Source organism: Actinomadura sp. K4S16 (assembly GCF_008327685.1).
Lineage (GTDB): Bacteria > Actinomycetota > Actinomycetes > Streptosporangiales > Streptosporangiaceae > Spirillospora.
Genome location: NZ_BDDE01000032.1, coordinates 33,438 through 46,348, shown reverse-complemented (window position 1 = coordinate 46,348; position 12,911 = coordinate 33,438). Strand labels below are relative to the sequence as shown.

Genomic DNA, 12,911 nt, shown 5'->3' with positions numbered 1-12,911 from the left:
GTCTCCCCTGGCTCGGGCCGTTCTGAGTTTAATCCCGGTTCGCCCGCGACGCGCCGCGGACCACCCGCCCGGGGGGTGTGAAAAGACTGACCCCGGTAGGAGGGATGGGGTAGGAAGTGAGCATGGGCGTCGAAGAGATTGTGCTGCTCAACGCGGACGACGAGGCGGTCGGAACCGCGCCCAAGAGCACCAGCCACCACAGTGACACGCCGTACCACCTGGCATTCTCCTGCTATGTCACGGATACGGACGGTCGCGTCCTGATCACTCAGCGCGCACTGGACAAGCGGACCTTCCCCGGCGTCTGGACGGGCAGCTGCTGCGGCCATCCGGGGCCCGGCGAGAAGCTCCGCGACGCCGTGCTCCGGCGCCTGCAGGACGAGCTCGGCATCCAGGACGCGACGCTCACGTCCGTTCTGCCCCGGTTCCACTACCGCGCCGTGGCCGACGACGGGACGGTCGAGCACGAGCGCTGCCCCGTCGTGCGCGCCGTCGTCCCCGCGGGCACGGCCGTCCGCCCTAACCCGGAGGAGGTCGAGCACGCGGAGTGGTGGACGTGGGAGCGCTGCCTGAAGCTGGCCCGCCGGCCCGAATCCTCCCTCTGGTACCGGCTCCAGCTGGCCGAACTGGCGCCGCTCGGCGCGCCGCTCGACTGGCCCGACGCCGGGCTCTCCGCCCTGCCGCCCGCCCTCGGCTGGTAGCCGCGGGCGCCCGCTCCGGCGGGGCCGCGGGCCGCCGCATCACCGAAAGATCACTATTCGGCGACCGGTGTTGACCGTCCGTCCGTCCAAGCAGACGCTTGTTTTTCGGGGTAACCGAAGGGACGGACGATGCGAGTACGTGCTCCCCGGCGGCGCCTGAAGGCGGTCGCCGCCGTGACGATGACCGCCGCCCTCGCCGTGTCGGGCTGCGGCGGCAGCGACGACAAGGGCTCCGACGACAAATCCCAGGTCGAGGTCTTCTCCTGGTGGACCGGTCCCGGTGAGGCGGACGGCCTCGCCGCGATGCAGGCCGACTTCGAGAAGAAGAACCCCGGCACCAAGTTCGTCAACGCCGCCATCGCCGGCGGGTCGGGCACCCAGGCTCAGGCGGTCCTGGCGAGCCGGCTCCAGAACCGCAAGCCGCCGGACTCCTTCCAGGGCCACGCGGGCGCCGAACTGCTCGACTACATCAAGGCCGGGCAGATCGAGGCGCTGGACTCCTTCTACGACGACAACAACCTGAAGTCGGTCTACCCGCAGCAGCTCCTCGACCAGATCAGCTACAAGGGCAAGATCTACTCGGTGCCGGTGAACATCCACCGGTCGAACATGCTCTGGTACAACCCGGGCATCCTCAAGGACGCGGGGATCGCCGGACCGCCCAAGACGATCGCCGAGTTCATCACCACACTGAAGGCCGTCAAGGACAAGACGAAGAAGGTCCCGCTGTCGCTCGGCGCGCAGTGGACGGCCGACCACCTGCTGGAGAACGTCCTGCTGGGCGACCTCGGCACCGACGCCTACAACGCGCTGTGGAAGCCGGGTGCCGACTGGAGCAGCCCGGCCGTCACCAAGGCGCTGACCGACTACGCCGAGATCATGAAGTACACGACGCTGGAGGCCGCGTCCACCGACTGGCAGGGCGCCGCCAAGGCCGTCGTGGACGGCAAGGCCGCGTTCAACATCATGGGCGACTGGGCGTACGGGTACTTCGTCGGCAGCGCGCCGAACGGCCTCGGCAAGAAGCTCGACACCGACTTCAAGTACGCGGCCTCCCCCGGCACGGACGGCACCTACATGTGGCTGTCGGACAGCTTCACCCTCCCCAAGGGAGCGCCCCACCGCGGCGGCGCCCTCGCGTGGCTGAAGGAGGTGTCCAGTAAGGAGGGGCAGGACCTGTTCAACCCGAAGAAGGGTTCCGTCCCCGCCCGCAAGGACGCCAACAAGAGCCTCTACAAGGGCTACCTCCAGTACGCGTTCGAGCAGTGGAACAAGCCCGACATCAAGCTGGCGGGCTCGTTCTGGCACGGCGTCAACGCCAGTAAGAAGCAGCACACCGACATCGACACGGCGGTGGGCCTCTTCCTGCAGAGCAAGGACGTCGCCAAGCTCCAGCAGGGGCTGGTGAGCGCGGCCAAGAACAGCGGCCAGTGAGCTCTCCCGGTTCCAGGTGGGCCCGTAGCCGCAGGTGGCTGCCCGGGCTGCTGCTGGTCTCGCCGTCCATCGTCGCGATCGGCCTGTTCGTCTACGGGCTCATCTTCTGGAACACGCGGGTCGCGCTGAGCGGCAAGCACGACGAGGTCACCGAGTACGGGTTCGACAAGGGCAGGAACTTCGTCGACCTGTGGGACCAGCCCAGCTGGCCCGGCGCGGTGAAGCACGCGCTGCTGTTCACGGCGGTGTTCGTCGTCGGCGCCCTGCTGCTCGGCGCGTTCCTGGCGTTCCTGATGGACAAGGGCATCCGCGGCGAGGCGTCCTTCCGCGTCGTCTACCTGTTCCCCATGGCGGTGTCGTTCATCGCCAGCGGCGTCGTGTGGCGCTGGCTGATGAACCCGGCGCCGCCGGAGCGCGCGGTCGGCTTCAACCAGCTGTTCGACAAGCTGCACCTCGGCGGGCTGGCGAACAGCTGGTGGCAGGACCCGAGCTGGGGCATGGCCGCCATGGCCCTGCCCGCGATCTGGCAGATGTCCGGCTACGTGATGGCGCTGTACCTCGCGGGGTTCCGCGGCGTGCCCGGGGAGCTGCGCGAGGCGGCACGGGTGGACGGCGCGTCCGAGTGGAAGGTGTACCGGTACGTGGTCCTCCCGCAGCTCCGCCCGGTGACGCTGTCCGCGCTGATCATCCTCGGGCACATCTCGCTGAAGGTGTTCGACCTGATCATGGCGATCGCGGGCAAGCAGATCATCACCTACGTGCCGGCCGTCGCCACCTACGTCGAGATCTTCGACCGGCACGACCCGGCGAACGGCGCCACGATCGCCACCTACCTGCTGTTCGCGGTGGCCCTGCTGGTGATCCCCTATCTGGTCTGGTCGGTACGTTCGGAGCGGACGCGATGACGCGCGTGGAGGCGGTGCCCCCGGCGCCGGTGTGGCGGCGGCTGGCGCGCGGACTGCGCGGCCGGGGCGGCGGAGCGGCGGCGGAGCCGGGCGGGTCGTCGCGCGGCTGGCAGGCCGTCAAGCTGGTCGTCCTGCTGGCGTTCGTCCTGCTCTTCCTGATCCCCGTGTACGTGCTGGTCGTCACGAGCTTCAAGCCGCTGGACGAGGCGGACCCGAGCAGCGCGTGGAGCCTGCCGAGCAGCTGGAGCATGTCCGGCTGGACCTCCGCGTGGGACGCGCTGCGCCCCGGCCTGGAGAACAGCGTCAAGATCGCCGTCTCCGGGTCGCTGATCTCGGCGGTGCTCGGCTCGCTGAACGGCTATGTGCTGTCCAAGTGGCGGTTCCCGGGCGCGGACGTGGTCTTCACGCTGTTCCTGTTCGGCATGTTCATCCCCTACCAGGCGGTGATGATCCCGCTGGCCGGCCTGCTCACCGACATGGAGCTGGTGGGGACGATCCGCGGCCTCGTCCTCGCGCACGTCGTCTACGGCATCCCGATCTGCACGCTCATCTTCCGGAACTACTACGTGACGATCCCGGACGAGCTGGTCGAGGCGGCCCGGGTCGACGGCGCGGGGATGCTCCGCACCTACTGGTCGGTCGTCCTGCCCGTGTCGGGGCCGGCGTTCGCGGTGACGCTGATCTGGCAGTTCACCTCGATGTGGAACGACTTCCTGTTCGCGGTGTTCCTCGGCGCCCCCGACAGCTGGCCGGTCACGGTGATGCTGAACAACACGGCCGGGTCGGGCGCGGTGGCCGTCCAGTACAACCAGCAGATGGCCGAGGCGCTCCTCGCCTCCCTGCCGACGCTGCTGGTCTACCTGCTGCTCGGACGGTTCTTCATGCGCGGCCTCATGGCGGGCGCGCTGAAGGGCTGAGAATCGCGCCGAAAGACGAGAATCACGCGCCACGTCAACCACATATGGGTCTCAGACGTCACATGGGTGATCAATTCCACCATGGGTTCGAACAGCCCATGACGGACAACGACCCGTTCGCCTCGTACGTTGGCATTTCCTGCGGGATGCGCCTAGCCTCTCGGGCATCGTCGCGCGACCCCCGGCGTCCACCGCCGGGCGTCCCGGCGATACCCGGGGGCGCAGAGACCGGGCGAACACTGGAGGTGACCGCGTGCAGGCGATGAGTGTTCAGCAGCCCTGGGCGTTCGCGATCGCGCGTGGTGGCAAGGCCGTGTCCAACCAGAGCTTCCCGACCGCCTACCGCGGTCCGCTGCTCATCCACGCCTCGATGCGCGTCGACCTGAAGGCGTGCGACTCCCCGCTGATCCAGGCGGCCGGATGGGACCCCCGCGACCCGCTCGCCACGATCGGCGCCGTCATCGCGGTCGCCGAACTCGACGACGTCTGCTCGGCCGCCGTCCGCGGCGCCGCCTGCGACTGCGGCCCCTGGGCCGGCCCCACGGCCCACCACTGGCGCCTGGCGGACATCCGGGCCCTCCCCCGCCCCATCATCGCCCTGGGCCGCACCGACCTGTGGCAGCCGACCCCCACCCTCGTCAAAGAGGTCGAGACGATGTTCGCCACCGCCGCCCTCAACAACGCCAACTAAGCGTAAAGAACTCGCTACGCTAGGTCGCGGAAGTCGGGCGGGGTAACGTGGTCCCTGCATGGATCTGTCATGCCACCTACGGGAGAGCGGGACGTGAGCATCGCGCACGATCATGGCGGGCATGGCCCGTACACGGTGGAAGACTTGCACGCCCGAGAGGACGAAGGCCGCGGCCTGGAACTCGAGGATGGGTGGCTGGTCAAGCTGTCTCCTAATCCACTGCACAACATCGCCTATGAGAGGCTTCGCCAGCTCATCAGGAAGGCAGCGGCAGACGCGGGCGCATCTCTTTTCGTGGCCTCCGGGAGCGACTGGGAGATCGAGACGGCGGCCGGTATCCGGAAGCCCGATGTGATCGCGGTCCCCGGAGACGTCGCCGACTCGTGGTTCGACGGCGACTGCCCGACCACCATTCCGGGCCATGACCTGCTCCTCGTCGCGGAGGTCGTCTCACCGCGCAGCGGTAGCGAAGGCCGGGACCGTTTCCGCAAGCCCCAGGAGTACGCGGCGATGGGAATCCCCCAGTACTGGCTGGTCGATTACACACCCGAGCCCTTTGTCCAGGTCTTCGTCCTTGAGGACCAGGAAGGACCCACCGGCAGGAAGCTCCCTGCATACCGGCTCGACCAGTCGGCGAAGTCCGGGGGCATCCTGGAAGCCGAGGTGACGGCCGACAAGGCCTTCACCGTCACGTTCGACCCGAAGGTCCTCACCGAACGCCCCCGACACCTCACGGAGCTCTGAGGGCTTCGGCGGCTTTGCGGAGGCGGCGGAACTCGGCGGCGATGCGGTCGAGGGGCCAGCTCGCGTTGAGGCCGCTCGGGTTGGGGAGGACCCAGAGGCGTGCGGGGCCGAAGGCCTCGTCCTGGGGGCCTATCTGCGTCTTTGGGCGGCCGAAGGCCGTGCGGTAGGCGGTGACGCCGGCGACGGCCAGGTAGGCGGGGCGGTGGCGTTCGACCAGCGCGGCCAGGCGCTGTCCGCCCTCGCGGAGTTCGGCGTCGGTCAGCTCGTCGGCGCGGGCGGTGGTGCGCGGTGCCACGTTGGTGATGCCGAGGCCGTAGCCGGGCAGGAGGTCCTGCTCGGACGGGTGCAGCCGGCGGTCGGTGAAGCCGGAGAGGTGCAGCGCGGGCCAGAAGCGGTTGCCGGGGCGGGCGAAGTGGTGGCCGGTCGCACCCGAGTACAGGCCCGGGTTGATGCCGCAGAACAGGACGCGGAGCGTTCCGGCGTCCTCGGGCAGGATGTCGGGGATGACGCGGTCGCGGGCGGCCTCCAGATCGGCCTTCGTGGGGCGCATCAGAACAGGCTAAGGGCGACCAACACCACCGCGGGCGGCCTCCAGATCGGCCTGGGTGGGACGCGTCAGATCAGGTTGCGGACGATGAGCACCGCCGCGGACGTCCCGACGACGACGAGCAGCGCGACGCGGAGGCGTCCCGCGTCGAGGTAGCGGCGCAGCGGCCCGGCGGCGAGGAACCCGGCGAACACGAACGGGACCAGTTCGGCGCCCGCGACGACCTGCCGGGCGGGGAGGCGGCCGGCGGCGGCGAGGGTGAGGAGCGACAGCAGGGCGCCGGCGATGAAGAACACCGCCAGGGTCGCCCGGACGCGGGGGCCGCTCTCGCGCTGGTACAGCAGCGCGATCGGCGGGCCGCCGATGCCGGACGCGGTGCCGGTCGTGCCGGAGATGACGCCGGCGGTGGCGAGCGTGCGGCGGTTGCGCGGCACGTCCGCGGTCCAGGCCGTCACGGCGAGCGCGGCGAGGACGACCACGCCGATCATGACGCCGAGGACGCGGTCCGGGGCGGCGGCCACCAGCCACACGCCGATCGGCGTGCCCGCGAGGCGGCCGGTGAACGCCCAGCCGAGCCCGCGCAGGTCGGCGTGCCGCAGCTCCTGGGCGAGCGTCGCGAACGGCAGGACGAGCGCGATGACGAGGATCGCGCCGGGCATCAGGGACGGGAACAGCATCGTGACGATCGGTGTCGCGACCAGCCCGACGCCGAGGCCGACGCTGCCCTGCACGATCGCGCCGGCCAGCGCGGCCAGGCCCCCGATCAGGACGAACTCGACAGGTGGCACGTCGAGCGACCCTATCGCCCCTTCACGACGACGCTTCGGCCAGGCGTTCGAGCTGGTCGGCGGTCAGGGTCGTGTGGGCGGCCTCCACGAGCGGCGGGAGCTGGTCGAGGGTCCGGGCGCTCGCGATGGGCGCGGCGACGGTCGGCTGGGCCGCGAGCCAGGCGAGCGCGACGGTCGCGACCGGTACGTCCTGTTCCTCGGCGACGATGTCGAGCGCGGCAAGGACGGCGTGTCCGCGTTCGGTCTCCAGGTGCCGCGCCGCGCTCCCGGCGCGCGCGCTGTCCACCGTGGAGCCCGGGCGGTACTTGCCGGTGAGGAAGCCGGACGCGAGGCCGTAGTAAGGGACGGCGGCCAGCCCGTACCGTTCTGCGAGGTCGCGGCGCGGGCCCTCGTAAGAGTCGCGGGACACGAGGTTGTACTGCGGCTGGATGGCCGTGTAGCGGGCCGTCCCCTCGCGCTCGCTGAACTCCAGGGACGCCTGGAGCCGGTCGAGCTCGATGTTCGACACCCCGATCTGCCGGATCTTCCCCGCGGCGACCAGCTCGTCCAGCGTCGTCATGATCTCCTCGACGGGCACGGACGGGTCGTCGAAGTGGGTGAAGTACAGGTCGATGCGGTCGGTGCGCAGCCGCCGCAGCGAGTCGTCCACGGCCGCCCTCATCGTCGCGGCGGCCAGGCCCTGGTGCTCGGGGTGGCGGCCGCCCTTGGTCGCGATGACGAGGTCGTCGCGGTTGCCGCGCGACTGCGCCCACTCCCCGATGATCGCCTCGGACTCGCCGCCGTGGTTGCCCTCGACCCACGCCGAGTAGGAGTCGGCGGTGTCGAGGAAGTTGCCGCCGGCCGCGGCGTAGGCGTCCAGGATCTGGAACGAGCGCTCCCGGTCCGCGGTCCAGCCGAAGACGTTGCCGCCCAGGCAGAACGGGAAGACGTCCAGGTCACCGATCTTCTTGATGTCAGTCATGGAGTGATCCAATCAAAGGTTCCGAGGCGGCCGTTCCCCTTCACCCGACGGATGATTCCTGGGAAAATGCCCGGGTGCTGACCGCCTGCCTGGCCTTCGCCGCCGTCGCCGCCCTCGTCACGATCACACCCGGGCTGGACACCATGCTCGTCCTGCGCACCACCGTGACCAGCGGCCGGCGGACGGGCTACCTCGCCGCGACGGGCGTCGCCTCCGGCTGCCTGTGCTGGGCGCTGGCGAGCGCCGCCGGGCTGACCGCGCTGCTCGCCGCGTCCCGCATCGCGTTCGACGTGCTGCGCGGCGCGGGCGCCTGCTACCTGCTGTGGCTCGGCGGGCAGGCGCTGTGGAGGGCCCGCCGCGCATCCCAGGACACCGCCGGGACGCCGGACGCGGATCTCTCCGGGACCGCCGCACTGCGCACCGGGTTCACCACCAACCTGCTCAACCCCAAGATCGGCGTGTTCTACATGAGCCTGCTGCCCCAGTTCGTGCCGGACGGGGCGTCGGTGTTCTGGACGAGCATGCTCTTCGCCGCGATCCATGCCGTCCAGGGCCTGCTGTGGTTCGCGCTCGTCGTCGGCGCCGCGGGCGCCGCGCGCCGCGCCCTCGCCCGTCCCGCCGTGAAGCGCCGCATCCAGCAGGTCACGGGCCTGGCGTTCATCGGCTTCGGCGTCCGGCTGGCCGTCGAGCCCTAGCCGCGGACCTGCTCGGTGAGAGCACGGGCCAGCGCGTCCGCCGCCTCCTCGGACAGCGGCGCGTGCCCCGCGAGGATGCGGTACCAGAGCAGCCCGTAGGCCTGGTCGACGACGAGGTCGAGGTCGGTCGCGGGTGAGACCTCGCCGCGGTCGCGGGCCCGCTCCAGCAGACCTCGCAGCACCTCGCGCCGCCCGGCGATGAAGGCGCGCATGTGCTCGCGGGCATGAGGGTCGCGCTGCGCCTCCGCCATCGTGTGCCGCAGGACCGACACGGTGCGCTCGTGCCCGGCGGCCCGGAAAGTCGCCCGGAGGAACGCCCTGAGGTCGTCGTGCAGCGAGCCGGTGTCCGGGACGGGGATGTCCGCGCCGGCGCGCTCGGCCACCGCCTCCAGCAGCACGGCGCCCTTGGACGGCCACCAGCGGTAGATCGTCTGCTTCCCGACCCCGGCCGCCGCCGCGATCGTGTCGATCGTCACGGGCGTGTCACCGGTGCCGCCGAGCAGTTCGACGGCGACGTCCAGGATCGCCCGGCGCGCGGCCTCGTTGCGGCGCCGACCCGTGTGCGGTCGGCGGGTCTCACCGGTCATGGGGCGAGCATACCCGTTTGACGAGACCGCCCGTCTCGGCAAACAATTGTCGAGACGACAAGTCTCGACAAGGAAGGCCACATCATGACGCTGAACGGGCAGCGGGTCCTGGTCTGCGGCGGCACGTCCGGGATCGGCGCGGCCACCGCCCGGCTCTTCGCCGGTCAGGGCGCCGACGCCGTCGTCACCGGACGCGACGCCGAGCGCCTCGCCAAGGCCGCCGCGGACGGGCTCACCGCACGCCGCCTGGACGCGGCCTCGGCGGAGGAGGTCGCCGCGTTCTTCGCCGAGGAGACGACGTACGACCACCTGGTCCTCGCGCTGAGCGGCGGAGCGGGCGCGGGCCCCATCGCCACCCTCGACCTCGCCGACCTGCGCACCGGCTTCGAGGCCAAGTTCTGGCTGCACCTGCGGATCCTCCAGGCCGCGCTCCCCCGGCTGGCTGCGGGCGGCTCGGTCACGTTCGTCACCGCGTCGTCGGCGCGGGCCGCGCTGTCCGGCACCGCCGGCCTGGCGGCCATCAACGGGGCGCTGGAGGCGATGGTGCCGCCCCTCGCCGCGGAACTGGCCCCGCTGCGCGTCAACGCGGTCTCCCCCGGCGTCATCGAGACGCCGTGGTGGGACGGCATGCCCGCCGAGCAGCGCACCGCGATGTTCGCCGAGCACGCCGCCGCCCTGCCGGTCGGCCGCGTCGGGCGCCCCGAGGACGTGGCCCAGGCGATCCTGCTGACCGCGACGAACGGGTTCATCACAGGCAGCGTCATCGAGTGCAACGGCGGCCTGAGCCTGCCCACCGGCCGCTGACCGCACGGAAAGGGCCGCCCCCCGTCCAGGGAGGCGGCCCGTTTCTGCGTGCGGACTACTTGCGGAGCAGGTTGCGCAGGACGTACTGGAGGATGCCGCCGTTGCGGTAGTAGTCGGCCTCGCCCGGGGTGTCGATGCGGACGACGGCGGTGAACTCCTTGCCGTCGGCCTTGACGGTGACCTCCTCCGGGATCCCGCCCTCGTTGAGCGCGGTGACGCCGGTGATGTCGAACGTCTCGGTGCCGGTGAGGCCGAGGGACTCGGCGGACTCGCCCTCCTTGAACTGCAGCGGCAGGACGCCGAGACCGATCAGGTTGGAGCGGTGGATGCGCTCGTAGGACTGCGCGATGACGGCGCGGACGCCGAGCAGCGCGGTGCCCTTGGCCGCCCAGTCGCGGGACGAGCCGGAGCCGTACTCCTTGCCCGCGATGACCACGAGCGGGGTGCCCTGCGCCGCGTAGTTCTGGGCGGCGTCGTAGATGAACGACTGCGGCGCGCCGTCCTGGGTGAAGTCGCGGGTGTAGCCGCCCTCGACGCCGTCCAGGAGCTGGTTGCGCAACCGGATGTTGGCGAACGTCCCGCGGATCATGACCTCGTGGTTGCCGCGGCGCGAGCCGTAGGAGTTGAAGTCCTTGACGGCGACGCCGTTGTCCTCCAGGTACTGCGCGGCGGGCGTGCCGACCTTGATGGACCCGGCCGGGGAGATGTGGTCGGTGGTGACCGAGTCTCCGAGCTTGGCGAGGACGCGGGCGCCGTGGATGTCGGCGACCGGCGCCGGCTCGGCGCCCATGCCGTCGAAGTACGGCGCCTTGCGGACGTAGGTGGACTGCTCGTCCCACTCGAACAGGTCGCCGGTCGGGATGTCGAGGCCCCGCCAGCGGTCGTCGCCCTTGAAGACGTCCGCGTAGCTCTCGGTGAACATCTCCTGCCCGATGGACGACTCGACGATCGAGGCGACCTCCTCCGGCGCGGGCCAGATGTCGGCCAGGCGGACCGGGCCGTCGGCGCCCTCGGCGATCGGGTCGTTGAGGATGTCGATGTCCATCGTCCCGGCGAGCGCGTAGGCGATGACCAGCGGCGGCGACGCCAGGTAGTTCATCTTCACGTCGGGGCTGATGCGGCCCTCGAAGTTGCGGTTGCCGGACAGGACCGCGGTGACCGCGAGGTCGTTGTCGTTGACGGCCTTGGAGATCTCCGGCTGCAGCGGGCCGGTGTTGCCGATGCAGGTGGTGCAGCCGTACCCGACCAGGTTGAAGCCGATCTTGTCGAGGTACGGGGTGAGGCCGGCGCGCTCCAGGTAGTCGGTGACGACCTGGGACCCGGGCGCGAGGGAGGTCTTCACCCACGGCTTGCGGGTCAGGCCCTTCTCCACCGCGTTCTTGGCCAGCAGCGCCGCACCGATCATCACGTACGGGTTGGACGTGTTGGTGCAGGAGGTGATGGCGGCGACGGCGACGTGGCCGTGGTCGAGCTCGAACTCCGTCCCGTCCTCCAGCGTGACCGGGACGGGGTTGTGCGGGCGGCCGGAGCCGTTGGTGCCGTGCGGCCGCGGCTTGTCGCCGTTGGAGTCGTGGCTGATCGCCGGGGAGTCCGAGGCCGGGAACGACTCGTTGGAGGCCTCGTCGGCCGAGCCCTGGATGCTCTCGACGTAGTTCTGCACGTCGCGGCGCCAGGTCTGCTTGGCCTCGGACAGGGAGATGCGGTCCTGCGGGCGCTTCGGGCCGGCCAGCGACGGGACGACCGTCGCGAGGTCGAGCTCCATGTACTCGGAGAACTCGGGCTCCACCGACGGGTCGAGCCACAGGCCCTGCGCCTTGGCGTAGGCCTCGACGAGCGCGATCTGCTCCTCGTCGCGGCCGGTGAGCCGCAGGTACTTCAGCGTCTCGTCGTCGATCGGGAAGATCGCGCAGGTGGAGCCGAACTCGGGGCTCATGTTGCCGATCGTGGCGCGGTTCGCCAGCGGCAGCGCGTGCACGCCCTCGCCGTAGAACTCCACGAACTTGCCGACGACGCCGTGCTCGCGCAGCATCTCGGTGATGGTGAGCACGAGGTCGGTCGCGGTCGTGCCGGCGGGCAGCTCGCCGGTCAGCTTGAAGCCGACGACGCGCGGGATGAGCATCGAGATCGGCTGGCCGAGCATCGCGGCCTCCGCCTCGATGCCGCCGACGCCCCAGCCGAGCACGCCGATGCCGTTCTCCATCGTCGTGTGCGAGTCGGTGCCGACGCAGGTGTCGGGGTAGGCGACCCCGTTGCGGTCGAACACGACGCGGGCCAGGTGCTCGATGTTCACCTGGTGGACGATGCCGGTGCCGGGCGGGACGACCTTGAACTCGTCGAACGCCGTCTGCCCCCACCGCAGGAACTGGTAGCGCTCCTTGTTGCGCTCGTACTCGCGCTGCACGTTGCGCTCGAACGCGTCCGGCGAGCCGAAGTAGTCGACGATCACCGAGTGGTCGATCACCATCTCGGCCGGCGCAAGCGGGTTGATCCGGGTCGGGTCGCCGCCGAGGTCCCGCACCGCCTCGCGCATCGTGGCAAGGTCCACCACGCACGGCACGCCGGTGAAGTCCTGCATGATCACCCGCGCGGGGGTGAACTGGATCTCCTTGCTCGGCTTGGCCTTGGCGTCCCACTGCGCGAGCGCGCGGATGTGCTCGGCGGTGACGTTCGCACCGTCCTCGGTGCGCAGCAGGTTCTCCAGGAGCACCTTCAGGCTGTACGGGAGACGGGCCGAGCCCTCGACGGCGTCCAGCCGGTAGATGTCGTACGACCTGTCGCCAACCTGCAGCTTGTCAAGGCTGCCGAAGCTGTTCGCGGACACGGACTCCTCCTCCGTCGCCACCGCGCGTCGGGTCCGGGACATGAGCGCGCGGCGCTGGGTTGATCTTCAGTACGGCCCGTCCCCGAGGCCGACGCGGGACGGCGCGCGGCGGGACGGGAGCTTCGTCTCCCTTGATCCTGCCTTAGTCGGACTCCTGACCGGGAATCAGGGCCGCCTAACTTCCGCCTCTTTTCTCTTGACGTCAAGCTATCTCCAATTTATCTCGACATCAAGCTACTTGCGCCTCGTACGACAGCGCTCGACGAGCCCTCGGGGCGGGCAGGTGCGAGCCGGTCGTCCTCGGACCGATGAGTTC

Annotated in this window: 13 protein-coding genes; 8 read left to right on the top strand and 5 right to left on the bottom strand. The window is 70.4% G+C overall.

Annotated elements, in window-relative coordinates; all coding sequences use genetic code 11:
- The first annotated feature begins 122 nt into the window (after nucleotides 1–122).
- The 6 genes from idi (at nucleotide 123) to K4S16_RS42710 (ending at nucleotide 5,392) form a co-directional block, all read left to right on the top strand.
- The gene (gene idi / locus K4S16_RS42735; RefSeq protein ID WP_149264840.1) at nucleotides 123–701 is read left to right on the top strand and encodes an isopentenyl-diphosphate Delta-isomerase; all 579 of its coding nucleotides are present in this window, start codon (nucleotides 123–125) and stop codon (nucleotides 699–701) included.
- A 129-nt stretch (nucleotides 702–830) separates the two neighbouring features.
- A complete protein-coding gene (locus K4S16_RS42730) occupies nucleotides 831–2,135 on the top strand; it encodes an ABC transporter substrate-binding protein (protein WP_149264839.1) in 1,305 nt (434 codons plus the stop codon).
- Entirely contained in the window at nucleotides 2,132–3,040 is a 909-nt protein-coding gene (locus K4S16_RS42725; RefSeq protein ID WP_235037437.1) for a carbohydrate ABC transporter permease, read from the top strand. The genes K4S16_RS42730 and K4S16_RS42725 overlap by 4 nt, the downstream gene beginning before the upstream one ends.
- Entirely contained in the window at nucleotides 3,037–3,957 is a 921-nt protein-coding gene (locus tag K4S16_RS42720) for a carbohydrate ABC transporter permease (protein WP_149264838.1), read from the top strand. Before K4S16_RS42725 ends, K4S16_RS42720 begins: the two co-directional genes overlap by 4 nt.
- Before the next feature lie 262 nt (nucleotides 3,958–4,219).
- Complete coding sequence (locus K4S16_RS42715) at nucleotides 4,220–4,648, top strand: hypothetical protein (RefSeq protein WP_235037436.1); 429 nt, start codon at nucleotides 4,220–4,222, stop codon at nucleotides 4,646–4,648.
- Nucleotides 4,649–4,741: 93 nt separating this feature from the next.
- Complete coding sequence (locus tag K4S16_RS42710) at nucleotides 4,742–5,392, top strand: Uma2 family endonuclease (RefSeq protein WP_160161233.1); 651 nt, start codon at nucleotides 4,742–4,744, stop codon at nucleotides 5,390–5,392.
- On the opposite strand, the gene mug is transcribed toward K4S16_RS42710, so the two are convergent.
- The 3 genes from mug to K4S16_RS42695 form a co-directional block, all read right to left on the bottom strand.
- Nucleotides 5,379–5,942, bottom strand: coding sequence for a G/U mismatch-specific DNA glycosylase (gene mug / locus K4S16_RS42705; RefSeq protein ID WP_200842450.1), 564 nt, complete (start codon nucleotides 5,940–5,942; stop codon nucleotides 5,379–5,381). The two genes, K4S16_RS42710 and mug, sit on opposite strands and share 14 nt — an antisense overlap.
- 65 nt (nucleotides 5,943–6,007) lie before the next feature.
- Nucleotides 6,008–6,727, bottom strand: a complete 720-nt coding sequence (locus tag K4S16_RS42700; RefSeq protein ID WP_149264834.1) for a sulfite exporter TauE/SafE family protein — start codon at nucleotides 6,725–6,727, stop codon at nucleotides 6,008–6,010.
- A 22-nt stretch (nucleotides 6,728–6,749) separates the two neighbouring features.
- Nucleotides 6,750–7,688, bottom strand: coding sequence for an aldo/keto reductase (locus K4S16_RS42695; RefSeq protein WP_149264833.1), 939 nt, complete (start codon nucleotides 7,686–7,688; stop codon nucleotides 6,750–6,752).
- A gap of 74 nt (nucleotides 7,689–7,762) precedes the next feature.
- On the opposite strand from K4S16_RS42695, the gene K4S16_RS42690 reads away from it, so the two are divergent.
- Entirely contained in the window at nucleotides 7,763–8,383 is a 621-nt protein-coding gene (locus K4S16_RS42690; protein ID WP_149264832.1) for a LysE family translocator, read from the top strand.
- On the opposite strand, the gene K4S16_RS42685 is transcribed toward K4S16_RS42690, so the two are convergent.
- Nucleotides 8,380–8,970 (bottom strand): TetR/AcrR family transcriptional regulator, encoded by a 591-nt coding sequence (locus K4S16_RS42685; protein WP_149264831.1) that lies wholly within the window; start codon nucleotides 8,968–8,970, stop codon nucleotides 8,380–8,382. The two genes, K4S16_RS42690 and K4S16_RS42685, sit on opposite strands and share 4 nt — an antisense overlap.
- 84 nt (nucleotides 8,971–9,054) lie before the next feature.
- Here K4S16_RS42685 and K4S16_RS42680 point away from each other — a divergent pair, with 84 nt between their 5' ends.
- Nucleotides 9,055–9,774 carry an SDR family oxidoreductase gene (locus K4S16_RS42680; protein WP_149264830.1) on the top strand — a complete coding sequence of 240 codons (720 nt, stop codon included), beginning with the start codon at nucleotides 9,055–9,057 and terminating at the stop codon, nucleotides 9,772–9,774.
- A gap of 55 nt (nucleotides 9,775–9,829) precedes the next feature.
- On the opposite strand, the gene acnA is transcribed toward K4S16_RS42680, so the two are convergent.
- Complete coding sequence (gene acnA / locus K4S16_RS42675; protein WP_149264829.1) at nucleotides 9,830–12,595, bottom strand: aconitate hydratase AcnA; 2,766 nt, start codon at nucleotides 12,593–12,595, stop codon at nucleotides 9,830–9,832.
- Nucleotides 12,596–12,911: the final 316 nt, after the last annotated feature.